This window comes from Erwinia sp. AK-PDG3-5, from assembly GCF_056821705.1.
Map to the genome: position 1 here is coordinate 1535467 of NZ_CM165967.1, position 24455 is coordinate 1559921.

The window sequence follows — 24455 nt, forward strand, 5'->3', positions numbered from 1 at the left end:
TTTTATACTGCCTGCCTGCTTTGGTCAGGAGTGGGCTATGTCACACAGTACCTTCAACCGCCGCTGGGCCGGCGTGATCCTTGAAGCGGTATCACGCCATCAGGTTAAGCATGTCTGCATCGCGCCAGGTTCCCGTTCTGCACCGCTGACGCTGGCGGCTGCCAGCCGGGAAAAACTGATTTGCCACACCCACGTTGATGAACGCGGTCTCGGGCATCTGGCGCTGGGTCTGGCCAAATCGACCGGCCAGCCGGTGGCGATTATCGTCACCTCCGGTACCGCCGTTGCCAACCTCTATCCTGCCATTATTGAGGCCCGCCTGACCGGTGAGCGGCTGATTATCCTCAGCGCCGACCGGCCCGCAGAATTGCTTGATTGCGGCGCCAACCAGGCCATCGATCAAACCGGGCTGTTTGCCTGCCACGCCGTTTCCCTGAACCTTCCCCGTCCGACGCCCGATATTGCTGCCAGCTGGCTGGTGTCGGCCATTGACTCGCTGCTCGGCCAGCAGGAATTTGGTGCCGTACAGATTAACTGCCCGTTTGCGGAACCCTTATATGGCGGCGATCTGGAGGCGTATCAGCACTGGCAGGAGGCGTTGAGTGACTGGTGGCAGGATGACGGTCCCTGGTTACAGCAGGTGGCCGCCCGAGCGACACCCGTAATGCCGGAATGGTTGCGCTGGCGTCAGGCGCGCGGCGTGGTGATTGCCGGGAAAATGTCGCCGCAAGAGGGCATTGCCGTGGCCCGTTGGGCCAGCGAGCTGGGCTGGCCGCTGATTGCCGATGTGCAGTCCCACTGCGGTCAGCCGCTGCCTGCTGCGGAGATCTGGTTACAGCATCCGCAGGCGATTGAGTGGCTTTCCGCGGCGGACATTGTGGTGCAGTTTGGCAGCCACCTGACCGGCAAAGCGTTATGCCGCTGGCTGGCGACAGCGAAGCCTGAGCAGTTCTGGCTGATTGAAGCCATGCCGCCGCGGCGCGATCCGGCGAATCACCGTGGCAGCCGCATCGTGGCCGATATCCGCCAGTGGCTGGCAGCGCATCCGGCGTCGCCTCAGTCGGCCTGGTGCCCGGCGCTTGCCGATCGGGTGAAGACACTGTCCGCCAGCCTTCACCCACCGTTGTTTAGCGAAGCCGGGCTGGCCGCTAACCTGGCCGCTTTGTTACCCGAACAGGGCGTATTGTTTCTCGGTAACAGCCTGACTATCCGGCTGGTGGATGCATTTGCCAAACTGCCGCCGGGCTATCCGGTGTTTGCCAACCGTGGCGCCAGCGGCATCGACGGATTGCTGGCCACCGCCGCCGGGGTTCAGCGCGGCAGCAGAAAACCGCTGCTGGCGATCGTCGGAGACATCTCGGCCCTTTACGACCTGAACAGCCTGGCGCTGTTGCGGCAGGCCAGCGCGCCGGTGGTGCTGATCGTCATCAACAATGCGGGCGGCCAGATATTTTCGCTACTGCCAACGCCCGAAGCGGAAAGAGAGCGCTTCTTTTTGATGCCGCAGCAGGTCGATTTTTCCGCCGCCGCGCAGCTATTTGGGCTCGATTTTCACCGGCCCGCTAACGCTCAGGAGCTGACCGCAGCGATAGAACAAGGCTGGCGAGGACAGGCAACGCTGATTGAACTGCAGGTGGAGAACGCCGAAGGCGCACTGACCCTGGCCGCCGCCGGGAAGGGAGACTGTCGATGATCCTGCATGCCTGCTGGCAGGGTAAGCGCCGACCCGATCGGCCGGTGCTGGTTTGGCTGCACGGCTTTCTGGGGAGCGCCAGAGACTGGCAACCGGTGCAGTCGCTGCTGGCGGACTGGCCGCAGCTGGCGATCGACCTGCCGGGGCACGGAGGATCGCTGGCACATCCGGTGGGCGGCTTTGACCCGCTCTCAGAAAGCATTAATCAGACGCTGCGCCGTTATCACGTCGGGCGTTACTGGCTGATAGGGTATTCGCTGGGCGGTCGGGTAGCGCTGTATCACGCCTGCCGCCATGCCGGTTCTGAGCTGCAGGGACTGGTGGTTGAAGGGGCGCATTTTGGCCTGAACAACCTGGCACAACGGCAGCAGCGGCAGGCGCAGGATGCCCATTGGGCAGAAGACTTTCGCACTCTGCCGTTAGTGCAAACGCTTGATGCCTGGTATCGTCAGCCCATTTTTGCCGGACTCACCGGGCAGCAACGGGCCGCGCTGATCGCCGCGCGTAGCGGTAATCACCCCGCCGCGATCGCCGCGATGCTGCAGGCAACCTCCCTCTCTCAGCAGCCCTGTTTACTGGCCGAACTCCGCAATTTTCAGCGGCCCTTCAGCTATTTCTGCGGCGAGCGCGACCAAAAGTTCCGCCAGCTTGCCCAACAGGCTTCACTTCCCTGTACCCCGATTCCTGCGGCGGGCCATAACGCTCACCGTGAAAATCCTGTCGCCTTTGCCGAACTGCTGGCACAGCGGCTTCATTCTGAGGAGCACTGATGATTTATCCCGACGACGACCTGCTTTATGCCCCGGTTGAGTGGCAGGACTCTGCGCAGCCTTTCAGCGATATTCGCTATCACAAATCCGCTGATGGCATCGCCAAAATCACCATTCATCGCCCCGAGGTACGCAATGCCTTCCGGCCACAGACGGTGAAAGAGCTGATGATTGCCCTGAATGATGCCCGTCATGACGAGCAGGTTGGGGTGATTGTGCTGACCGGTGAAGGAAACGAGGCCTTCTGCGCCGGTGGCGATCAGAAAGTGCGCGGCAACTACGGCGGTTATCAGGATGAGTCCGGCGTGCATCACCTGAACGTGCTGGATTTTCAGCGGCAAATCCGCACCTGCCCCAAACCGGTAGTGGCGATGGTGGCGGGCTATGCGGTGGGAGGCGGCCATGTGCTGCATATGCTCTGCGATCTGACTATTGCGGCGGACAATGCGCGCTTCGGTCAGACCGGGCCAAAGGTCGGTTCGTTCGACGGCGGCTGGGGCGCGGCCTATATGGCGCGCATAGTCGGGCAGAAGAAGGCGCGCGAAATCTGGTTCCTGTGCCGGATGTACAATGCGCAGCAGGCGCTGGAGATGGGGCTGATCAATACCGTGGTGCCGTTAGCCGATCTGGAAAAGGAAACCCTGCGCTGGTGCCGTGAAATGTTGCAAAACAGTCCGATGGCGCTGCGCTGTCTGAAGGCGGCGTTAAATGCCGATTGCGATGGCCAGGCCGGGTTGCAGGAGCTGGCCGGAAACGCCACCATGCTGTTTTATATGACCGAAGAAGGGCAGGAAGGGCGCAACGCGTTTAACCAGAAGCGTCAGCCAGACTTCAGTCAATTTAAGCGTAATCCCTGATGCGCCGCGCGGGGGTGTATGGCTGGGACATTCCGCTGGAAGCCGGCGTGGTGCTGCGCGACCGCCGGCTAAAAACCCGTTCAGGTTTGCTGGTCAGGCTGACGGAGGCGGGCCGCGAAGGCTGGGGCGAAATCTCGCCGCTGCCGGGGTTCAGCACCGAGTCGCTGGATGAGGCCCGGCATGCCACGCTTGCCTGGCTGGCAGCCTGGTGTCGGGGCGAACATCCGCTGGACTGTCGTTTGCCGTCGGTGGCGTTCGGTCTGAGCTGTGCGCTGGCGGAACTGGGCGGTCAGTTGCCTGAAGCAGGTAACTTCAACAGTGCGCTGCTGTGCGTGGGCGATCCCGATGAGCTGCTTCTGCGCCTGCAACATCAGGCGCAGCCGCTGGCGAAAATGAAGGTTGGTCTTTACGAGGCGGTGCGCGACGGCATGATGGTTAATCTGCTGTTGGAAGCCCTGCCTGCGCTTACGTTAAGGTTGGATGCCAACCGCAGCTGGAGCCTGGAGAAAGCGCTGACCTTCGCGCGTTATCTGCCTGAACAGCTGCGTAGCCGTATCGCTTTCCTCGAAGAACCCTGCCGCGATCCGCAGGATTCCAGGCGTTTTGCCGCTGAAACCGGTATTGCCATCGCCTGGGATGAAAGCACCCGCGAAGCCGGCTTCCAGCCACGGGCAGAACCGCATCTCAGCGCCGTGATCCTAAAACCCATGCTGCTCGGCAGCCTGCAGAAAGTGCGCGAGATGGCGCAACAGGCACAGCAGGCCGGCTTAACGGTGGTGATCGGGTCGTCTGTGGAATCGAGCCTCGGGCTGACGCAGCTGGCACGCATCGCACACGGGTTAACGCCCGGCAGCACGCCGGGGCTGGATACCCTCAGTCTGATGCAACATCAGCTGGTGCGCCGCTGGCCGGGCTGCGAACTGCCGCTAATCGCTTCAGATGCGTTGGAGGTGATATGGCAGCATTAAGCGACTGGCCATGGCGGCACTGGGCAAAGCAGCAGCCCGATGAACCCGCGCTGATCCATCAGGGTGCTACGTTCAGCTGGGCGCAGCTGGCCAGGCAGATCGACCAGCTTGCCACAGGATTGATGCAGCAGGGCGTGCGCAGCGGGTGTGGCGTGGTGCTGAAAGCGCGTAATAGCCAGCCCGCCTTGCTGGGGTATCTGGCCCTGCTGCAGTGTGGCGCGCGGGTGATACCGCTAAACCCTCAACTTCCTGCCTCGCAGCTGGCGGTGATTATTCCCGCACTGAACGCTGATTTCGCCCTGACGCTGGACGGTGAACCTGTGGCGGGCATCGCACCGTTGCGGTGTGTTTTTGCCGATGGATTGCCACGGCATCAATGGGACGATCGGCAGATCGCCACGCTTACCTTAACCTCCGGCTCCAGCGGGCAGCCTAAAGCGGCGGCGCATACCTTTGCGGCGCACCTTGCCAGCGCGGCAGGGGTGGTGGACGCGATGAATTTTATCCGGCAAGACCGCTGGCTGCTCTCTTTGCCGCTGTTTCATGTTTCCGGTCAGGGAATTGTATGGCGCTGGCTGCTACGCGGCGCGGGCCTGATGCTGGCTGGCGAGGCCGCGTTGGCAGTGGCGTTGGAACACTGCACCTTTGCCTCGCTGGTGCCGACCCAGCTCTGGCGTCTGCTGCAACAGCCAGAGCTTCCAGCCGGTTTGCACAAGGTGCTGCTGGGCGGCGCGGCAATCCCGCAGAGCTTAACGCAACAGGCTGAGGCGCGCGGCATTGCCTGCTGGTGTGGTTACGGCCTGACGGAAACCGCCTCGACGGTGGCGGCAAAGCGAGCGGATAAGCGAAGTGGCGTGGGGGCGGCATTGGCAGGGCATCTGATCAGGATCAGAAACGGCGAGGTGCAGCTGAAATCACCGGCGCTGGCCTGTGGCTACTGGCGTGATGGTGAACTGTTGCCTTTAACCACTGCGGACGGCTGGTTTGCCAGCAGAGATGGCGGGCACCTTGAACAGGGGGAACTGGTATTAACCGGACGACTGGATAACCAGTTTTTCTCGGCGGGTGAGGGGATCCAACCGGAGCAGATTGAGTCATTGCTGTTGTCACATCCGGCGGTCAGCCAGGCGTTTATCGTGCCGCGCGAGGATCGGGAGTTTGGTCAGCGACCGGTGGCGCTGGTGGCGATGACGGCGGAGTTACCGTTGACAGCATTAGCCGAATGGGCAAAAGGGCGGCTGGCCGGATTTCAGCGTCCGGTAAGCTGGTATCCCTTGCCCGAGCTGGATAGTGGCGGCATCAAGCTTTCCCGTCAGCGCTTAACGCAATGGGTCGCGCAGCAGGAAAAAGGGCGGCAGTAAGCCGCCCATATCCATTACTTCAGCGCGTTGAGCGCCTGCTCTACGCCCGCGCCGTAGGCCGGATCGACCTGATGGAACAGGGCAATCTGCCGCTGCTGGATAAACTCAGGGATCTGAATCAGCTCACCGGCGATGCGTTTAAACATGCGCTGATGCTCTTCTTCCCCAATCAGATTAAACAAGGCGCGTGGCTGGGTGAAATAGTCTTCATCCTCGCGATGGTTCCAGTGATCCGCCGCGCCCTCCAGTGACAACGGCGGCTCGCTGTAATCCGGCTGCTCCTGGAAGACGTTAAAGCTGTTTGGCTCATAGGTTGCGCCGTTGCCGCTGTTGCCATCAACGCGCATCGCGCCATCGCGATGGTAATTGTGGAACGGGCATTTGGGCGCGTTCACCGGGATCTGGTGGTGGTTGACGCCCAGACGGTAGCGGTGCGCATCGCCGTAGGAGAACAGGCGGCCCTGCAACATGCGGTCGGGCGAGAAACCAATGCCTGGCACCACGTTGGCCGGGCTCATGGCAACCTGTTCCACTTCGGCAAAGTAGTTATCCGGGTTGCGGTTCAGCTCAAATTCACCCACTTCAATCAGCGGATAATCGGCATGCGGCCAGACTTTGGTCAGGTCGAAAGGGTTGTAAGGCGTTTGCGACGCTTCATCTTCCGGCATGATCTGCACAAAGAATTTCCAGCGCGGGAAGTTGCCTTTCTCAATCGCGTCAAACAGATCGCGCTGGGAGCTTTCACGATCCTGACCGATCAGCAACGCCGCTTCGTCATCCATCAGGTTCTGGATACCCTGTTCGCAACGCATATGGAATTTCACCCAAAAGCGCTGCTGCTGGTTGTTAATAAAGCTGTAGGTATGGCTGCCAAAGCCGTGAATATGGCGATACGAGGTCGGCAGGCCACGGTCGCTAAAGTCGATGGTCAGCTGATGCAGCGATTCAGGAAGCTGGGAGAAGAAGTCCCATTTGTAGGTTGGGTTACGCAGGTTGGTGCGCGGATCGCGCTTCACCACATGGTTCAGATCCGGAAATTTCATCGGGTCGCGTAAATAGAATACCGGCGTGTTGTTACCGACCAAATCCCAGTTACCTTCTTCGGTATAAAACTTTAACGAGAAGCCACGAATATCGCGTTCGGCATCGGCACCGCCGCGTTCACCTGCCACCGTGGAAAAACGCATAAACAGCTCGGTCTTTTTGCCCACGTCAGCGAAGATTTTTGCCCGGCTGAAGGCGGTGATATCCTGGGTGACGGTAAAGGTGCCGTAAGCGCCCGACCCTTTGGCGTGCATGCGGCGTTCCGGGATCACTTCGCGGTCAAAATGCGCCAGCTTCTCTAAGAACCAGACATCCTGTAACAGCATTGGGCCACGGCGGCCAGCGGTCATCGAATTGTTATTATAGGCGACGGGTGCGCCAGCAGCGGTAGTCAGTCCTTTTTTGCTCATCGGGCGTCTCTCTCTGGTTAACGTTAGTTTAAAGATCAAAAAACAGTTATCAATCGGCTATTCCTATTATCCGCGCCATTGTGCCCCGTTGGTCCGCTGCCCGACAATCTGGCTCTGGCTATTACTGCCATCTCTGAAACACAACTTATTGGAAAAGAGCATTGTGTTTATCTGGGTGTGTTCATACAGTTAACGTTCGCTGCCCGAACTGGAGATAAAAATGATAAGAGTGGAAATGCTCGCGACTGGCGATGAAGTCCTGCACGGTCAGATCGTGGATACCAATGCAGCCTGGCTGGCTGGCGTACTGTTTGAGAACGGCCTGCCGATGACCAGCCGCCAGACTCATGGCGACAATCTTGATGAGCTGGTTAACGTGCTGATCGAGCGCAGCAAAGTGGCCGATGTGCTGATCGTTAACGGTGGGTTAGGGCCGACAAGTGACGACCTGAGCGCGGTTGCCGCTGCCAAAGCGGCAGGCGTCAAGCTGGTGATGCACGAAGAGTGGTTGGCGAAGATGGAAGCTTTCTTTGCCGGACGTGGCCGCAAAATGGCGGCCAGCAACCGCAAGCAGGCCGAAATCCCCGAGGGTGCCGAGATGCTGGATAATCCGGTGGGCACCGCCTGCGGCTTCGCGATGCAGCTGAACCGCTGCTGGATGTTCTTCACCCCTGGTGTACCGTCCGAATACAAGGTGATGGTCGAGGAACAGATTTTGCCGCGTCTGAAGGCGCGCTTTAAGCTGCCCGAGCCGCCGGTGTGCCTGCGTCTGACCACCTTTGGCCGTGGCGAGAGCGACCTGGCAGAAGAAATCGAGCCGCTGCCGATCCCGGATGGCGTGGTGATGGGCTATCGCGCGTCGATGCCGATCATTGAGCTGAAGCTGAACGGCCCGGCCTCCAAACTCCCGGAGATGGAGGTTTTCTGGCAACAGGTGCGCGAAATCGCCGGCGAGAGCATGATCTTTGAGGGATTTGAAGGCCTGCCGGCACAGCTTTCGCGCCGTCTGAAAGAACAGGGCTACACGCTGGCCATCAGCGAGCAGTTCACCGCCGGACTGTTGCAGTGGCAAATGGCGTCGGTCGACGCGCCGTTAGCGGCCGGCAACGTGCTTCCTGCGCGGGAAGAATCTCTACAGAGTTTGCTTGAGCGCAGCAAACAGCTGGCCGCCGAATCCGCAGCAAGTCTGTCCCTGATTGTCGGGGGGCTGCAGGATGAAAAGCTGGGGTTTGCGCTGCATACGCCGGAAGGCAGCTGGGCGCAGGGCGTGAAGTTTAACGTCAACCGCCACGGGCTGAAATCCCGCCAGGATGTGGTGGCGATGATGGCGCTGAATATGCTGCGTCGCTGGATGAACGGCATGGAAGTGTCGACCGGTCATGGCTGGATTGATGTGGTGGAAACGCTGAAAGGGTGATTGCAGGCAGAGGGGGCGGGGTAATCGCCCCCTGTATCAGGCATTAGATCGGGCTATAACACGCTACATCTCTAGTTCGATATCGCCGTTAGCTCTGCAGCAGCAGGGCAGGATTTCGTCATGCTGAACGAAGGCCAGCGGCTTCGCGGTATAACACACTTCGCCTTTCAGTAGCCGGGTACGGCACGAGCCGCAATAGCCTTCCCGGCACTGATATTCCACGCAGACCTGATGCGCTTCAAGCGCATCCAGCAGCGAAGGGTGTTCATTCTTGCAATGCAGCTGCGTGCCGGAAGCACGCAGGATAATCATCGAACCCGCCATCTTACAGCTGGAAATCGTCGAAGTCGTTTTCGCCCACTTCGGAGTCAATCTGACCCACAAGGTAAGAGCTCACTTCCACTTCCTGCGGTGCCACCTGAACGTTGTCAGACACCAGCCAGGAGTTAATCCATGGGATTGGGTTTGAACGCGTCTTGAACGGCAAATCCAGACCCACCGCGTGCATGCGGATGTTGGTGATGTACTCAATGTACTGGCAGAGGATGTCTTTGTTCAGGCCGATCATCGAGCCGTCGCGGAACAGGTATTCTGCCCACTCTTTCTCTTGCTGCGCGGCCAGCACGAACAGGTCGTAGCACTCCTGGCGGGATTCACGGGCAATCTCTGCCATCTCCGGATCGTCTTCACCGCTGCGCAGCAGGTTCAGCATATGCTGCGTGCCGGTCAGGTGCAGCGCTTCGTCACGGGCGATCAGCTTGATGATTTTGGCGTTACCTTCCATCAGCTCGCGCTCAGCGAACGCGAATGAACAGGCAAAGCTGACGTAGAAGCGGATCGCTTCCAGCGCGTTGACGCTCATCAGACAGATATACAGCTGCTTTTTCAGCGCGCGCAGGTTAATGGTGATGCTTTTGCCGTTGACCTGGTGCGTGCCTTCACCCAGCAGATGCCAGTAGCTGGTCATCTCGATCAGATCGTCGTAGTAGCCAGAGATATCTTTGGCGCGCGACAGGATCTGCTCGTTGGTGACGATATCGTCGAACACAATCGCCGGATCGTTGACGATGTTACGGATAATATGGGTGTAAGAGCGCGAGTGGATGGTTTCCGAGAACGCCCAGGTTTCAATCCAGGTTTCCAGCTCCGGGATCGAGATCAGCGGCAGCAGCGCCACGTTCGGGCTACGTCCCTGAATCGAATCCAATAGCGTCTGATACTTCAGGTTGCTGATGAAGATGTGTTTTTCATGGTCTGGCAGACCCTGATAATCGATGCGGTCGCGTGAGACGTCCACTTCTTCCGGGCGCCAGAAGAACGACAGCTGCTTTTCGATCAGCTTTTCAAAGATGTCATATTTCTGCTGGTCGAAACGGGCGACGTTAACCGACTGACCGAAGAACATCGGTTCATCCAGCTGGTTGTTTTTGTTTTGCGAGAACGTTGTGTAAGCCATGAATAGTAATCCAGTGAGAGCGGGCCGCGTTACGCGGCCCTGACACATGATTGTGGCGGGCGATGGTTGAGCTCATCGCGCCGCAGAGTGTGCTTAGATCTTGCAGGCACCGCTTTCGCAGCCGTCATCCTGAATGGATGGCACCAGATCTTCCTGCGTGTCTTCCGCACCGTCACGGGTGTTCTGGTAGTACAGCGTTTTCACGCCGAACTTGTAGGCGGTCAGCAGATCTTTCAGCAGCTGCTTCATCGGCACGCGGCCATTCGCGAAGCGCGTTGGATCGTAGTTGGTGTTAGACGAGATCGCCTGGTCGATAAACTTCTGCATCAGTCCAACCAGCTGCAGGTAACCGTCGTTGTTCGGCATGTCCCACAGCAGCTCGTAGCTGTCCTTCAGGCGCTCGTACTCTGGCACCACCTGACGCAGGATCCCGTCTTTCGACGCTTTAATGCTGATATGACCGCGCGGTGGCTCAATGCCGTTGGTGGCGTTAGAAATCTGCGAAGAGGTTTCAGACGGCATCAGGGCAGACAGCGTGGAGTTACGCAGGCCGTGGGTCTTGATCTGCTCGCGCAGGCCGTCCCAGTCCAGGTGCAGCGGCTCGCTGCTGATCGCATCGAGGTCTTTCTTGTAAGTGTCGATAGGCATGATGCCCTGCGCATAGGTGGTTTCGTTGAACCACGGGCAGGCACCTTGCTCTTTCGCCAGCTCGTTTGAGGCTTTCAGCAGGTAGAACTGAATGGCTTCAAAGGTGCGGTGCGTCAGGTCGTTGGCGCTGCCATCGGAGTAACGCACGCCATGCTTGGCCAGATAGTAGGCGTAGTTGATCACGCCTATACCCAGCGTACGACGGCCCATTGCGCCGCGTTGTGCCGCAGGAATTGGGTAATCCTGATAATCCAGCAGGGCATCCAGCGCACGGACCGCAAGGGTCGCCAGCTCTTCCAGATCGTCCAGGCTGTTAATCGCACCCAGGTTGAAGGCAGACAGCGTACAAAGCGCGATCTCGCCGTTTTCGTCGTTCACGTCCAGCAGCGGCTTGGTTGGCAGAGCAATTTCAAGGCACAGGTTCGACTGGCGAACCGGGGCAATGGCCGGGTCAAACGGGCTGTGGGTGTTGCAGTGATCGACGTTCTGAATATAGATACGGCCGGTCGAAGCACGTTCCTGCATCATCAGTGAGAACAGGTCGACGGCCTTAACGCGCTGCTTGCGAATCGACGGCTCGTTTTCGTATTTGGTGTACAGACGCTCGAACTCGTCCTGATCGGCGAAGAACGCGTCGTACAGGCCTGGTACGTCAGACGGGCTGAACAGCGTGATGTCGCCGCCTTTCAGCAGACGGGTGTACATCAGCTTGTTTATCTGAACGCCGTAGTCCATATGACGAACGCGGTTTCCTTCCACGCCACGGTTGTTTTTCAACACCAGCAGGCTTTCCACTTCCAGGTGCCACATTGGGTAGAACAGCGTGGCTGCTCCGCCACGCACGCCGCCCTGAGAACAGGATTTCACCGCGGTCTGGAAGTGCTTGTAGAACGGAATACAGCCGGTGTGGAAGGCTTCACCGCCACGGATCGGGCTGCCCAGCGCACGAATGCGGCCGGCGTTGATGCCGATACCGGCACGCTGAGAAACGTATTTTACGATTGCGCTGGAGGTGGCGTTGATGGAATCCAGGCTGTCGCCGCACTCGATCAGCACGCAAGAGCTGAACTGGCGGGTTGGGGTCCGCACGCCGGACATGATTGGCGTCGGTAGAGAAATTTTGAAGGTCGAGATCGCATCGTAGAAACGCTTGACGTAATCCAGGCGGGTATCACGCGGATAACCGGAGAACAGGCAGGCGGCCACCAGGATATACAGGAACTGGGCGCTTTCGTAGATGTCACCGCTGACGCGGTTCTGCACCAGATATTTGCCTTCCAGCTGCTTCACTGCCGCATAGGAAAAGTTCATATCACGCCAGTGGTCGATAAAGCCGTCCATCTGCTCGAACTCTTCGGCGCTGTAGTCTTCCAGCAGGTGGCGATCGTATTTGCCCATATCGACCATACGCTTCACCTGATCGTACAGCTTCGGCGGTTCAAACTGGCCGTAAGCTTTTTTACGCAGGTGGAAAATCGCCAGGCGTGCAGCCATGTACTGGTAATCCGGCGCGTCACGGGAAATCAGGTCAGCTGCGGATTTGATAACGGTTTCGTGGATATCAGAGGTTCTGATCCCTTCGTAAAACTGGATATGCGAGCGGAGTTCTACTTGTGAGACGGAGACGTTTTGCAGACCTTCTGCAGCCCAGTCAAGCACGCGGTGGATTTTGTCGAGGTTGATGCGTTCGGTACGGCCATCGCGTTTGGTGACAAGTAGGCTTTGATTCATGTCGCGTAATATCCTTGAAGGAGAAATCAAACATATCCCCCGTTTATACACAGAATGCTCTTATGTGAGTAACTCTGTGGATAAACACTATATATAGGGGGTAAACGAAGATTGAGTAACAATATGGTGAGTATTTTAGTCATTTATCACCACTCAACAAGGCTTGATTTTCGCAGCAAATTACTGAACGGAGCCTGGCATATTTCCTAAGTCCACGTTTCTCAAGGGCCAGGGGCCATGTCAACAGTTTGAAGAAATTTTTAGAAATTTGATCAAGCGCGGGTTTCTTGCTCAGCGCCGAAAAACTGGCGTTTTTTTTGCGTACAAAAAGCCCTGAAGTGACGAAAAATCGCCGCTTCATAACCTTAGAAAAAAAACTTTCATGGCTAACCGGGGTTATCCTGCCGCTGCACCGGCAACGCTGTCCAAAAGGAAAACGATCTGACCTCAGCCTCAGGCTAAGAAATTCTTATGGCAGGCAGATTCAGGCAGAAGGGAATTTTACTTAAGGATCAAATGCGCAGAGCAGTTTTACCGCATGCTCTGCGCGGGCAGTCGGCGAAAGTTATTCGCCGACGGAGTGGGTGTGCACCATATAGTTAACGTCAACGCCTGGCGCCAGCTTGAAGCTGTTCATCAGGGGATTGTAGTGCAGACCAATCATATGACGTTCGCGTAATGGCGTTTCGTCAACCCAGTTCAACAGCTCGGCAGGGCGGATGAACTTCTTGATGTCATGCGTACCGCGCGGCACCATGCGCAGCACGTACTCCGCGCCGATAATCGCCATCAGCCAGGATTTGCTGTTGCGGTTAAGGGTAGAGAAGAACACTTCGCCGCCGGGTTTCACCAGCTTCGCGCAGGCGTGAACCACGGAACGCGGATCCGGCACGTGCTCCAGCATCTCCATGCAGGTCACCACATCGTACTGACCGGCAAACTGTTCGGCGTGCTCTTCCACGGTCTGCTGCACGTAATCGACCTTCACGCCGCTTTCCAGCGCGTGCAGGCGGGCGATTTCTAACGGCTCCGCGCCCATATCCAGCCCAACCACTTCAGCGCCTTCACGCGCCATGCTTTCGGCCAGAATGCCGCCGCCGCAGCCGACATCCAGCACTTTCTTGCCGAACAGGCCGTTGCTGTGCTGGGCAATATAGCCCAGACGCAGTGGGTTGATGCGATGCAGAGGCTTAAATTCGCCTTCCAGATCCCACCAACGGGAAGCCACAGCTTCAAATTTGGCAATTTCGTTATGATCCACGTTAGCCGTGGTGGCGTTTTGTTCAGCCTTCATAGGTCCCTCACTCGCGAAAAGTTTGCGGGCAGTATATCTGTTTTCTCAGAGGAATGTGCAGCGCCCGGCATTCCCGTCACCCGACGCGTATTAAAGCAGCCAAAAAGACGCTTTCCATTCACCACCATGGCTAAAGGTGATATACTTTCGCACCTTTGAATCCGGGTATAACGTAGAGGGATAGCGGCTCCATGAGCGACCTAGCCAGAGAAATCACACCGGTCAATATTGAAGAAGAGTTAAAGAACTCTTACCTCGATTATGCCATGTCGGTCATCGTTGGCCGTGCATTGCCAGATGTTCGCGATGGTCTGAAACCAGTACACCGTCGTGTGCTCTACGCCATGAACGTGCTGGGCAATGACTGGAACAAACCTTATAAAAAGTCTGCCCGTGTTGTCGGCGACGTTATCGGTAAATATCACCCACATGGCGACAGCGCCGTGTATGACACCATCGTTCGTATGGCTCAGCCGTTCTCGCTGCGCTATATGCTGGTGGATGGTCAGGGTAACTTCGGTTCCGTTGACGGCGACTCCGCCGCAGCAATGCGTTATACCGAAGTACGCATGTCAAAAATTGCCCACGAGCTGCTGGCGGATCTGGAAAAAGAGACCGTCGACTTTGTGCCGAACTATGACGGCACCGAGCAGATCCCGGCCGTTATGCCAACCCGCGTGCCTAACCTGCTGATCAACGGCGCGTCAGGTATCGCGGTGGGGATGGCAACCAACATTCCTCCACACAACCTGACTGAAGTTATCAGCGGCTGTCTGGCTTACATCGACGATGAGAACATCACCGTTGAAGGGCTGATGGAGCACATCCCTGGCCCGGACTTCCCAACTGCCGCCATCATCAATGGCCGCCGTGGGATTGAAGAAGCCTATCGCACCGGTCGCGGCAAGATCTATATCCGTGCCCGGGGCGAAGTCGAAACCGATGCGAAAACCGGTCGTGAAACGATCGTCATTCACGAAATTCCTTACCAGGTGAACAAAGCGCGCCTGATTGAGAAAATCGCTGAACTGGTGAAAGAGAAGCGTCTGGAAGGCATCAGTGCCCTGCGTGACGAATCTGACAAAGACGGTATGCGTATCGTCGTGGAAGTGAAGCGTGATGCGGTTGGCGAGGTTGTGCTGAACAACCTGTACTCGCTGACCCAGCTGCAGACCTCTTTCGGTATCAATATGGTTGCCCTGCATCAGGGACAGCCAAAAATTATGCCGCTGAAAGATATTCTGGAAGCCTTCGTCCGCCACCGCCGCGAAGTGGTTACCCGTCGTACCATCTTTGAACTGCGTAAAGCGCGCGACCGTGCGCACATCCTGGAAGCGCTGGCGATTGCGCTGGCTAACCTGGATCCGATTATCGAACTGATCCGCCATGCGGCTAACCCGGCTGAAGCGAAAGCGGGTCTGGTTGCGCGTCCATGGGCGCTGGGTAACGTTGCTGCCATGCTGGAGCGTGCGGGTGATAATGCTGCGCGTCCTGAATGGCTGGAAGACGAGTTCGGTATCCGTGACGGCGAATACTACCTGACCGAGCAGCAGGCTCAGGCGATCCTGGATCTGCGTCTGCAGAAACTGACCGGCCTTGAGCACGAAAAACTGCTGGATGAGTACAAAGAGTTGCTGGATCAGATCGCTGAACTGATCCGCATTCTGGAAAGCTCAGAGCGTCTGATGGAAGTGATCCGCGAAGAGCTTGAACTGATCCGCGATCAGTTCGGTGACAAGCGCCGCACTGAAATCACCGCCAATACTGCAGACATCAACATCGAAGACCTGATCAATCAGGAAGACGTTGTGGTGACCCTGTCTCATCAGGGCTACGTGAAGTATCAGCCTCTGACCGACTACGAAGCACAGCGTCGTGGTGGTAAAGGCAAGTCTGCCGCACGTATTAAAGAAGAAGACTTTATTGACCGCCTGCTGGTGGCTAACACCCATGACACCATCCTCTGCTTCTCAAGCCGTGGTCGTCTGTACTGGATGAAGGTTTATCAGTTGCCAGAAGCCAGCCGTGGCGCACGCGGACGTCCAATCGTCAACCTGCTGCCGCTCGAAGCAAACGAACGTATCACCGCGATCCTGCCGGTACGTGAGTACGCGGAAGGCTGGAACATATTTATGGCTACCGCCTGCGGTACCGTGAAGAAAACCGCTCTGACCGAGTTCAGCCGTCCACGCAGCGCCGGTATCATTGCCGTCAACCTGCGTGACGAAGATGAACTGATCGGCGTGTCGTTGACCAACGGTGCTGACGAAGCCATGCTGTTCTCCGCAGCGGGTAAAGTGGTTCGCTTCGCAGAGACCGCGGTGCGCGCTATGGGCCGAACGGCTTCCGGCGTGCGTGGTATCAAGCTGGCCGAAAACGACCGCGTGGTGTCGCTGATCGTTCCTCAGGAAGAGGGCGCGATCATGACCGTCACCCAGAACGGTTACGGTAAGCGTACCCGCACCAGCGAATACCCAACCAAGTCCCGTGCTACCCAGGGCGTTATCTCGATCAAAGTGACCGAGCGTAACGGACCGGTAATCGGTGCGGTACAGGTTGTCGACAGCGATCAGATCATGATGATCACCGACGCTGGCACGCTGGTTCGTACCCGCGTTTCTGAAGTGAGTGTGGTCGGACGTAACACCCAGGGTGTTATTCTGATCCGCACCGCCGAAGACGAAAACGTGGTCGGCCTGCAGCGCGTCGCTGAGCCTGTCGCTGAAGAAGAGCTGGACGGCATTGACGGCACCGCAGCAGAAGGGGATGAGGATATCGCCCCGGAAGTTGAGGTTGACGATGCAGCAGACGTCGACAATGAAGACGAAGCACCAGAAGGCGATGAGGACGAATAATCGTCATCGCGTTTAGTGCCTGAGGCCGGTTCTGTGAACCGGCCTTTTTTTATGCCTGCGACCGCCCGCGGCAACTGGCTTTTTTCCTGTTCTGACGGTACTGTAACGGGATCTGACTTCTCCTTAAGCCCCGTCGCCACTTATAGGTTTCGCTTGAAATATCTTGTCTCGTTCAGAACCACGTTAAGGATCTCCCGCTATCTGTTCAGGGCGCTGGCACTGATGCTCTGGACGCTGGGCGCGTTGCTGACCACCTTTTACATCATTAATGTGCTGCATGAGAAAGAGTCGCAGGTTCGTCAGGAGCTGAGCGCTAACTTTGAGCAGGCGCAGTGGTATGTTCGGCACTCTTCTGACGTCACGCGCGAGCTGAAATACATTGCGGAAAACCGGCTAAATTCGTCGGCCAACGGCATGGACGTGCTGAACGGTGTATTCCCAGGCAAAACGGCGCTACCGCAGTTTTACCCGCTGTACTCTGATTCGGACTGTAGCTCGATGAGCAACACCTGGCGCAGCTCGCTGGAATCCCTTAGCTACTTCCTGCACTACTGGAAAGAGAACTTTGCTTCCGCCTATGAGCTGAACCGGGTGTTCTTTGTTGGCGGCGAAAGCCTGTGTATGGCGGATTTTGGCGTCGGAAACTCCTCGGCAAACCGCGAGCGGGCGTTGAAATCACTGCACGAGCGCATTCTCAAATACCGTAACGGTAATGAAGAAGAGCGCAAAAGCAGCATTGTGTGGATTGCCCCTTCATCGCAGCAGGGCGTCGGCTACTACTATTTAATTACCCCGATCTATGTGGCCAATAAAATGGCGGCACTGTTGGGCATCGAACAAACCATCCGTCTCGACGATTTTATTACCCCAGGCAGTTTCCCGGTCACCGCCACGCTGATTGATGCCAATAATCAGCGGCTGATGTCGACCTCGCGCACCGCAGGCAACGTCTCGCTGGACGATCTGCCGGATGACCACAGCTGGTTTGGCTACATCAACGGCTACAAACAGCTGGTGCTGAAGAAAACGCTGACGCCTTCCGAACTGTCGGTGGTCTATTCGGTCGAGACCGACGAGCTGGTCGCCAAGCTGAAAGTGCTGATTATCAATGCCATTCTGCTGAACGTCATCAGCGCCATTATCCTGTTTACCCTTGCCTGGCTGTTTGAACGCCGTATGTTTTTACCGGCCGAGGACAACGCGCACCGCCTGGAAGAGCACGAGCAGTTTAACCGCAAGATTGTTGCGTCGGCGCCGGTGGGGATCTGTATTCTGCGAACCAGTGATGGCACCAATATCCTCAGTAACGAACTGGCGCATAACTATCTCAGCATGTTGACCCAGGAAGATCGGCAGCGGCTGACCGAGATTATCTGTGGTCAGCAGGTTAACTTTGTCGACGTGCTGACCGGCAGCAATACCAACCTGCAAATCAGCTTTGTGCATTCACGTTATCGCAATGAGAACGTGGCGATCTGCGTGCTGGTTGACGTCAGCGCGCGCGTGAAGATGGAAGAGTCGCTGCAGGAAATGGCCCACGCCGCCGAGCAGGCCAGCCAGTCCAAGTCGATGTTCCTGGCAACGGTCAGCCATGAGCTGCGCACGCCGCTGTACGGCATCATCGGTAACCTCGATCTGTTGCAAACCAAATCCTTGCCGCAGGGCGTGGAGTCGCTGGTCACGGCGATGAACAACTCGTCCAGCCTGCTGTTGAAGATTATCAGCGACATCCTCGACTTTTCGAAAATCGAGTCCGAGCAGCTGCGCATTGAGCCACGGGAATTCTCCCCACGCGAAGTGATCACCCATATCTCCTCCAACTATCTGGCGATGGTGGTCAAGAAGCGCCTGACGCTGTGGTGCTTTATTGACAGCGATGTGCCGGTCACGCTGGACGGCGATCCGCTGCGTCTGCAGCAGGTGATTTCCAACCTGCTCAACAACGCCATTAAATTTACCCATACCGGCGGCATTATCCTGCAGGTGTTTGTGAAGGACGGCTATCTCGCCTTCCGGGTGCGCGATACCGGCGTGGGCATCCCGGCAAAAGAGATCACCCGTCTGTTCGATCCGTTCTTCCAGGTGGGCAACGGCGTGCAGCGTAACTTCCAGGGAACCGGCCTCGGCCTGGCGATCTGTGAAAAGCTGATCAATATGATGGACGGTGATATTGAGGTCGATTCTGAGCCGGGTATGGGCAGCCAGTTTGTGGTGCGCATTCCACTGTATAACGCTCAGGTGATGACGCCGGTGCTGCACGACGGTTTGCAGGGCAAACAGTGCTGGCTGGAGCTGCGTAATGACGGTCTGGCCGCGTTCCTCGAAAAGCTGCTGCGTCAGCACGGCATCACCGTGCAACGGTTGCAGGAGGGCTGCTGTGGCCCGGACGATGTGATCGTCACCGATTACGACTATCAGACGCAGCAATCGCTCCGGGCGGTGATCCGCTTTGACGGCAGTTATAACGGCGCGCCGCATGAGCAGGCTGCCGGTCGCTGGGTGTACGGCACCACCACGCCACATGAATTGCCTGCGCTGTTGGGCCGCATTTACCGGGTTGAAGTGGCGATGCCAGATGCGTTGCCAGGCGTGCCGGAAATCGAAGATAAGCGCGCCAGCAATGAAGATATCCTGATCCTGGTGGTCGATGACCATCCGATCAACCGGATGCTGCTGTCCGATCAGCTGGGATCGCTGGGCTACCGCGTGAAGACCGCGCAGGACGGCGTGGATGCGCTTAACGTTCTGAGCCGCAATGAGATTGATATTGTGCTGACCGACGTGAACATGCCGAATATGGACGGTTATCGTCTGACGCAGCGTTTGCGCCAGCTGGGGCTGACTTTCCCGGTGGTGGGCGTCACCGCCAATGCGCTGGCCGAAGAGAAGCAGCGCTGTATGGAAGCGGGCATGGATAACTGTTTGTCCAAGCCGGTGACCATGGATACCTTAAACACCTCGCTGGCGTTCTACGCGGAGCGGGTCAGGAAGGGCAGGGAATAACGCGGATTTTGGGCAATAAAAAAGGCGGACCGAAGTCCGCCTTTTTACTGTCTGTCACTTAGTCGCGCTCAACCGGCATGCTGCTGACGGAAGAGAGATAGTTCAGCAGTGCAATATCGTTTTCCACGCCCAGTTTCATCATGGCTGATTTCTTCTGACTACTGATGGTTTTGATACTGCGGTTCAGCTTCTTGGCAATCTCGGTCACCAGGAAACCTTCTGCGAACAGGCGCAACACTTCGCTCTCTTTTGGAGACAGACGCTTGTCGCCGTAGCCACCCGCGCTGATTTTCTCCAGCAGTTTTGCCACGCTGTCCGGGGTGTACTTTTTGCCTTTCTGCAAAGCGGCCAGCGCTTTTGGCAGATCGGTAGGGGCACCCTGTTTCAGAACAATCCCTTCGATATCGAGGTCCAGAACGGCACTCAGAATCGCTGGATTGTTGTTCATGGTCAGAACGATGATAGATAAATCTGGATAATGACGCTTGATGTACTTAATCAGCGTAATGCCGTCGCCATATTTTTCGCCAGGCATCGACAGATCGGTGATTAAAACATTGGCATCCAGTTTGGACAGGCTATTGATCAATGCTGTGGAATCTTCGAACTCACCAACTACGTTGACCCATTCAATCTGTTCGAGAGACTTGCGAATACCGAACAGAACAATCGGATGGTCATCGGCAATAATTACGTTCAAGTTGTTCATTTTATTGGTTACCTTGCTGCAGCAGTATATTGACGTAGTGGTCAATGTCACTGGTGGTATTTTTAATGTTTGAATCGTCACACTCAGTAATGTGTTGTTCTAACGTTTCACAAAGCTGCTTGCCCGGTGTCAAATTGAGCATAGCAAACACGCCTTTCAGGCGATGCGCAGTCTGAGCAAGGGAACTCATGTCCCCTTCCGCCGCCTCATTATACAGTCTCTTCACATCATCTGGTACTGTATCAACGAACAGCTGGAAGTAACCGGGAGCAAAAAGTTGAGCCGTATCCTGCTCGTCACCCACGTCTTCGGTTAATTCATCCTGTGCCAGCTGTTGTTCAATCAGCTGGAGCAGGGCATCCTGCATCGCGCTGCTGATATTAAAATTGACCCGGTATTGATCGTGTGACAGTGCGCTAAACCCTGTTTCATCATCCGTGAGCAGTAACGACCATGGCGTCAAGCGTGCCGGATCGTCGGTGACCAGCACATCATGGTCCTGGCCCGAAAAGCGTTCATCAGGGGTAATGCAGCTTGCGCCCCAGTTTTCCAGTTGATGAACCACTATTTTTCTTACCTCATCTACCGTGATATCAATCAGGGTAGTTAAGCCTTCCAGCAACTTCTCTTCCTGATCGTGCTGCTGTTCCTGCGGAGCGTGGATCTGGATGCTGTAGCGGGTGCCGATATCGGGACGCGCCACAATTTCAAGATGCCCACCCAGCTGCTTACACAACTGTTTGCACAGGAAAAAGGCCAGCCCGGAAGCCTGGCCAAAACGATCCTGACTGGTTTCGCCGAGAAACGGGAAATCGGTATTGCCCATCTCGTCAACCATCAGGCCCGCGCCGGTGTCGACAATTTCAATCGCCAGGCGATCGGGACGATCGGCAGGATGGCTGACCTCTATGCTGATGCGGCCCCAGCTGGTGCTGGTGATCGAATAATGCAGCAGGGTGGTCAGGATCTTATACAGCGCCCGACGGTCGCCATAGCGGCTCTCATCGCTGTTCAGGCGGTTGCTGACCACCAGATTTAGCCCTTTACGACGAATCGACGGCAGCGCTTCGGTCACCAGCTCATCCAGCACGCTTTGCAGCGTGAAGGAGCCGGAATCCGGCGCCCAGTCATGGGTTTCCAGCCGGTTAAGCAGCACGATATCGTCGACCAGCCGGCTTAATGCCTGCGACTCTTCCAGCGTATCGCGGAGATCTTCCGCCGGATGCGCCTCGCTGATTTCCAGCAAATGGGCGATAACTTTATCCAGCGGGCGGTTCAACGCATGCCCCAGATTTTGCAGCAGCTGCTGGCGCGTCTGGTGGTTTTTATCCAGAACCTGCTGCGCTTTTTGCAGCTTCTTGTTGACCAGCAGTTCGCGATCCTGATCGCGCATCATAAACAGCTGCGTATTCGGCGACAGCACGCTGCGGGCGTGGCGGATTTCGTAAACTTCGTTATTGACGGTCGCCTGCAGCACGCCCTGATGCTGATCGGACATGTTGATGATTTTCTGCAGATTCAGGTGTGGCAGCAGATGTTCGGCAATCTTGTTGCTGATGATGGTGCGGTTATTAGCAAAATCATACACCAGCAGGCCGACGGGCAGGCTGCCAACAATCTCTTCGTTTAAGATGCGCAGGGAATCCAGCTCGGCGCTTTGGTTTTCGCTGGGGCGCAAAGACTGCTGGCGCAGCAGGAACAGGCCGGCAAGGGACAGCAGGAGCAGTCCAAGGTTGGCCAGCAGCGGCCACATCAGATTGTGCAGCGTATCGACCAGCAGACCGAGCAACGGCACGCGGTAAACCAGTTGCAATGGCGTGCTGGTCAGCGAAGCGGCAATCTCGATATTGGGATTGGCGAGCGTCACGCTGGTGCTGTGGGTGGCATCATCCGCATCGCCACTGTCCGGCGTGCTGGCCGCATCCTGCTTCAGCTGGAAATACTCCAGCGGCATATTCACCGGGATCAAGTCATTAATCGGCAGATCGAACGCCACCACGGTCGCCAGATGCCCCGGCTGATTAAAGGTGGTGCGTACCGTAAAGTAGTGGTCGTTCTGCCAGGTAAAGCGGCGCAACGGTGAGAAGCTTTCACGTTCGTCCAGCGCATTCGCCTGCTGCAGCATCTCCGCGCGGCGCGCATCAACAATATTGCTGATGGCACTCTCTTTATAACGCGTGGCCATATCTTTCAACGGCAGGGTGGAGACGAGGATCAGGCTGTTGTCCTGGCCGTTGAGGAAATACATCGACCAGGTGCTGTTTTCCGCGCCCCACAGCGTATCCAGATAGGTGGACATGCGCTGGGTCATATCCAGCGTGCTGCTGTCGTGTGAACCGAAGATTAACGCTTCGGTTTTACGGCGGGTCTTTTCAAGATAGTAGACGTCGGGGCGCAGGCGGGTTTCCTGCAGACTGTTCGGTGGTGAACCGGCGGCATTGGCGGCCAGGTTCTCATAAATCTGCCAGGTGGCGAAGCGATAGGTATCGATGCGTTTTTGCATCGCATGGGCAATATCCGCCATCGCATAGCGTTTATCGGTCAGCCAGGCATTGACCGCATTGTGGATCATAAATCCGGACGCTAATAACAGCACCAAAATAAACATCACAAAAAAACGCGTGACGTTTCCTGATGTAAGTGGAAATTTGTATGGCAGCATAGCGTAGCGTGATACCCCAGTTAACGTGTAATCAGCCGGGCACTTGCGGCCACGGCTAACAGCAATATGGCAATGGCGCTAAATGCCGTCGCCAGGCTGTACCACTGTGAGATAAATCCGATCAGTGCCGGACCTGCCAGAATACCTGCATAACCAATGGTTGTCATGGAAGATATCGCCAGATTTACCGGCATGGTTTTCTGGTTACCGGCGGCGCTGAACATAATTGGCACGGCGTTCGATGCCCCGAAGCCCACCAACAAAAATCCGGCCAGCGTAACCAGCGTGTTGGGGACAAATACCGCCAGCAGCAGGCCCACTGACGCGCATAATGTGCCGCAGAAAAGCGTCAGAAAACGGCCAAAATAATTTACGATGCGATCGCCCGTCAGGCGGCCAATGGTCATCGCCACCGAGAACAGCGCATAGCCCAGACCCGCCTGCGAATGGGGCAGGTCACGCGTCTGGGTGAGGAACAGCGCGCCCCAGTCCAGTATGGCGCCTTCGGTCAGGAACAGAATAAAGCACAGGATGCCGAGGAACAGCACCCAGCCATGCGGCATAACGAACAGCGGCGCATCATCCTGATGGAGACGAGCGCTGAGTAAATGGCGCTGACACAGCAACCACAGCACCACAATCAGCGCCACGATAACCCCGACCGCCAGCAGAGGCGTCAACCCCAGCGCCAGTCCGGCACTGACCAGACCCGCGCCGGCGATACCGCCGACGCTGAAGAAGCCATGGAAGCCGGACATCATGGCTTTGCCAGAGGCCTTCTCAACCTCAACCGCCTGGATATTCATCGCCACATCGACCAGGCCAATCGAGGCACCAAATGCCATCAATGCCAGCCCCAGCCCTACCGGCGTTCCGAGGGTCGCTAACAGCGGCAACACCAGCAGAATAAACAGGCAGGCGATGGTCATCACGCGCTTACAGCCAAACCGTCCCACCAGCATGCCGGTCAGCGGCATGGCAATCAGTGAACCCAGCCCAAGGAACAATAGCAAGGTCCCTAACGCTCCGTCGCTGAGCAGAGCGCGATCCTTGGCATAAGGCACCAGCGGTGCCCAGGCGGACATGCCGATACCGGCAATAAAGAAAATGGTGCGCGTTGCGTGTTGCGTTGTCACTGCGCTGGCAAGGGCCGGTCGAGCATCCAGTGTCGTCATAATGTCCGTTAAAAATCTGCCACGATTAGCGCTACTTTTTACCACAAATAGCAACATTAAAGAAGATTCCCGCCAGTCAGAGCCGAAAACGTTGCGGCAGGCAGGCCGGATTTATAAGGGGCTTCAGGTTAATAACAGGGAAAAACAGCGCTGTTAATCAGATTTGTCGGCTAAATGCCAATTTACAGATAACTCCTGGCGAAACGGAGCGAAATCTGGATTTAACTCAAATCATTGGTGTTACATGAAAAAATCGCGATTTCGCGCTGGAATCTCAGCCGACAGTGATTAAATTTCATCCGGTTCAGGGTAGGTCAGGTTGTGCTGATTATCACGAATCTAAGGGAAATTTTCGCATAGTAACGTCCCTGAATTATCCGGGAATAAGCCAGTTTAGGTTAG

The 24455-nt window shown here is 56.8% G+C and carries 16 protein-coding genes; 8 read left to right on the forward strand and 8 right to left on the reverse strand.

Going from position 1 to position 24455, the window contains the following annotated elements:
• Positions 1-37 precede the first annotated feature (37 nt).
• From menD to menE, 5 genes are read left to right on the forward strand one after another with little or no spacing between them, the layout of a single operon-like run.
• Complete coding sequence (menD, locus tag AC1UKS_RS07070; protein WP_482436208.1) at positions 38-1693, forward strand: 2-succinyl-5-enolpyruvyl-6-hydroxy-3-cyclohexene-1-carboxylic-acid synthase; 1656 nt, start codon at positions 38-40, stop codon at positions 1691-1693.
• The gene (menH, locus tag AC1UKS_RS07075; RefSeq protein WP_482436209.1) at positions 1690-2463 is read left to right on the forward strand and encodes a 2-succinyl-6-hydroxy-2,4-cyclohexadiene-1-carboxylate synthase; all 774 of its coding nucleotides are present in this window, start codon (positions 1690-1692) and stop codon (positions 2461-2463) included. The genes menD and menH overlap by 4 nt, the downstream gene beginning before the upstream one ends.
• The gene (menB, locus tag AC1UKS_RS07080) at positions 2463-3320 is read left to right on the forward strand and encodes a 1,4-dihydroxy-2-naphthoyl-CoA synthase (protein ID WP_482436210.1); all 858 of its coding nucleotides are present in this window, start codon (positions 2463-2465) and stop codon (positions 3318-3320) included. Before menH ends, menB begins: the two co-directional genes overlap by 1 nt.
• On the forward strand, positions 3320-4288 hold the full coding sequence (gene menC / locus AC1UKS_RS07085) for an o-succinylbenzoate synthase (protein WP_482436211.1): 969 nt from the start codon (positions 3320-3322) through the stop codon (positions 4286-4288). Before menB ends, menC begins: the two co-directional genes overlap by 1 nt.
• Positions 4276-5649, forward strand: coding sequence for an o-succinylbenzoate--CoA ligase (menE, locus tag AC1UKS_RS07090; RefSeq protein ID WP_482436212.1), 1374 nt, complete (start codon positions 4276-4278; stop codon positions 5647-5649). Before menC ends, menE begins: the two co-directional genes overlap by 13 nt.
• A gap of 14 nt (positions 5650-5663) precedes the next feature.
• Here the strand turns inward: menE and AC1UKS_RS07095 are convergent, their stop codons facing one another.
• Positions 5664-7103: a catalase gene (locus AC1UKS_RS07095; protein WP_482436213.1), complete on the reverse strand. Its 1440-nt coding sequence runs from the start codon at positions 7101-7103 to the stop codon at positions 5664-5666.
• Positions 7104-7323: 220 nt separating this feature from the next.
• Here AC1UKS_RS07095 and AC1UKS_RS07100 point away from each other — a divergent pair, with 220 nt between their 5' ends.
• Positions 7324-8520 carry a nicotinamide mononucleotide deamidase-related protein YfaY gene (locus tag AC1UKS_RS07100; RefSeq protein WP_265911099.1) on the forward strand — a complete coding sequence of 399 codons (1197 nt, stop codon included), beginning with the start codon at positions 7324-7326 and terminating at the stop codon, positions 8518-8520.
• Positions 8521-8583: 63 nt separating this feature from the next.
• Here AC1UKS_RS07100 and yfaE read toward each other — a convergent pair whose 3' ends face one another.
• The 4 genes from yfaE to ubiG form a co-directional block, all read right to left on the reverse strand.
• Positions 8584-8844, reverse strand: a complete 261-nt coding sequence (gene yfaE, locus AC1UKS_RS07105) for a class I ribonucleotide reductase maintenance protein YfaE (protein ID WP_265911098.1) — start codon at positions 8842-8844, stop codon at positions 8584-8586.
• Position 8845: 1 nt separating this feature from the next.
• On the reverse strand, positions 8846-9976 hold the full coding sequence (nrdB, locus tag AC1UKS_RS07110) for a class Ia ribonucleoside-diphosphate reductase subunit beta (RefSeq protein ID WP_013203060.1): 1131 nt from the start codon (positions 9974-9976) through the stop codon (positions 8846-8848).
• A 93-nt stretch (positions 9977-10069) separates the two neighbouring features.
• Positions 10070-12355: a class 1a ribonucleoside-diphosphate reductase subunit alpha gene (gene nrdA / locus AC1UKS_RS07115; RefSeq protein WP_013203059.1), complete on the reverse strand. Its 2286-nt coding sequence runs from the start codon at positions 12353-12355 to the stop codon at positions 10070-10072.
• A gap of 565 nt (positions 12356-12920) precedes the next feature.
• Entirely contained in the window at positions 12921-13649 is a 729-nt protein-coding gene (gene ubiG, locus AC1UKS_RS07120) for a bifunctional 2-polyprenyl-6-hydroxyphenol methylase/3-demethylubiquinol 3-O-methyltransferase UbiG (RefSeq protein WP_482436214.1), read from the reverse strand.
• A gap of 191 nt (positions 13650-13840) precedes the next feature.
• Here ubiG and gyrA point away from each other — a divergent pair, with 191 nt between their 5' ends.
• A complete protein-coding gene (gene gyrA / locus AC1UKS_RS07125; RefSeq protein WP_482436215.1) occupies positions 13841-16504 on the forward strand; it encodes a DNA topoisomerase (ATP-hydrolyzing) subunit A in 2664 nt (887 codons plus the stop codon).
• Positions 16505-16657: 153 nt separating this feature from the next.
• Positions 16658-19507 (forward strand): two-component system sensor histidine kinase RcsC, encoded by a 2850-nt coding sequence (gene rcsC, locus AC1UKS_RS07130; RefSeq protein ID WP_482436216.1) that lies wholly within the window; start codon positions 16658-16660, stop codon positions 19505-19507.
• Positions 19508-19565: 58 nt separating this feature from the next.
• Here the strand turns inward: rcsC and rcsB are convergent, their stop codons facing one another.
• Genes rcsB through AC1UKS_RS07145 form a run of 3 tightly spaced genes read right to left on the reverse strand, consistent with a single transcriptional unit; the run spans position 19566 to position 24053 of the window.
• Positions 19566-20216 (reverse strand): response regulator transcription factor RcsB, encoded by a 651-nt coding sequence (rcsB, locus tag AC1UKS_RS07135; protein ID WP_013203054.1) that lies wholly within the window; start codon positions 20214-20216, stop codon positions 19566-19568.
• Between the two features lies 1 nt (position 20217).
• A complete protein-coding gene (gene rcsD / locus AC1UKS_RS07140; protein WP_013203053.1) occupies positions 20218-22878 on the reverse strand; it encodes a phosphotransferase RcsD in 2661 nt (886 codons plus the stop codon).
• Positions 22879-22898: 20 nt separating this feature from the next.
• Complete coding sequence (locus AC1UKS_RS07145; RefSeq protein ID WP_482436895.1) at positions 22899-24053, reverse strand: MFS transporter; 1155 nt, start codon at positions 24051-24053, stop codon at positions 22899-22901.
• Positions 24054-24455 lie beyond the last annotated feature (402 nt).

What these genes read in the sequence shown, in the direction of transcription:
- menC (WP_482436211.1), top strand. Translation starts at nt 3,320, where the DNA reads ATGCGCCGCGCGGGGGTGTATGGCTGGGACATTCCGCTGGAAGCCGGC.
- AC1UKS_RS07095 (WP_482436213.1), bottom strand. Translation starts at nt 7,103, where the DNA reads ATGAGCAAAAAAGGACTGACTACCGCTGCTGGCGCACCCGTCGCCTAT.
- menE (WP_482436212.1), top strand. Translation starts at nt 4,276, where the DNA reads ATGGCAGCATTAAGCGACTGGCCATGGCGGCACTGGGCAAAGCAGCAG.
- ubiG (WP_482436214.1), bottom strand. Translation starts at nt 13,649, where the DNA reads ATGAAGGCTGAACAAAACGCCACCACGGCTAACGTGGATCATAACGAA.
- menB (WP_482436210.1), top strand. Translation starts at nt 2,463, where the DNA reads ATGATTTATCCCGACGACGACCTGCTTTATGCCCCGGTTGAGTGGCAG.
- gyrA (WP_482436215.1), top strand. Translation starts at nt 13,841, where the DNA reads ATGAGCGACCTAGCCAGAGAAATCACACCGGTCAATATTGAAGAAGAG.
- AC1UKS_RS07145 (WP_482436895.1), bottom strand. Translation starts at nt 24,053, where the DNA reads ATGACGACACTGGATGCTCGACCGGCCCTTGCCAGCGCAGTGACAACG.
- rcsD (WP_013203053.1), bottom strand. Translation starts at nt 22,878, where the DNA reads ATGCTGCCATACAAATTTCCACTTACATCAGGAAACGTCACGCGTTTT.
- menH (WP_482436209.1), top strand. Translation starts at nt 1,690, where the DNA reads ATGATCCTGCATGCCTGCTGGCAGGGTAAGCGCCGACCCGATCGGCCG.
- yfaE (WP_265911098.1), bottom strand. Translation starts at nt 8,844, where the DNA reads ATGGCGGGTTCGATGATTATCCTGCGTGCTTCCGGCACGCAGCTGCAT.
- nrdA (WP_013203059.1), bottom strand. Translation starts at nt 12,355, where the DNA reads ATGAATCAAAGCCTACTTGTCACCAAACGCGATGGCCGTACCGAACGC.
- menD (WP_482436208.1), top strand. Translation starts at nt 38, where the DNA reads ATGTCACACAGTACCTTCAACCGCCGCTGGGCCGGCGTGATCCTTGAA.
- rcsB (WP_013203054.1), bottom strand. Translation starts at nt 20,216, where the DNA reads ATGAACAACTTGAACGTAATTATTGCCGATGACCATCCGATTGTTCTG.
- nrdB (WP_013203060.1), bottom strand. Translation starts at nt 9,976, where the DNA reads ATGGCTTACACAACGTTCTCGCAAAACAAAAACAACCAGCTGGATGAA.
- AC1UKS_RS07100 (WP_265911099.1), top strand. Translation starts at nt 7,324, where the DNA reads ATGATAAGAGTGGAAATGCTCGCGACTGGCGATGAAGTCCTGCACGGT.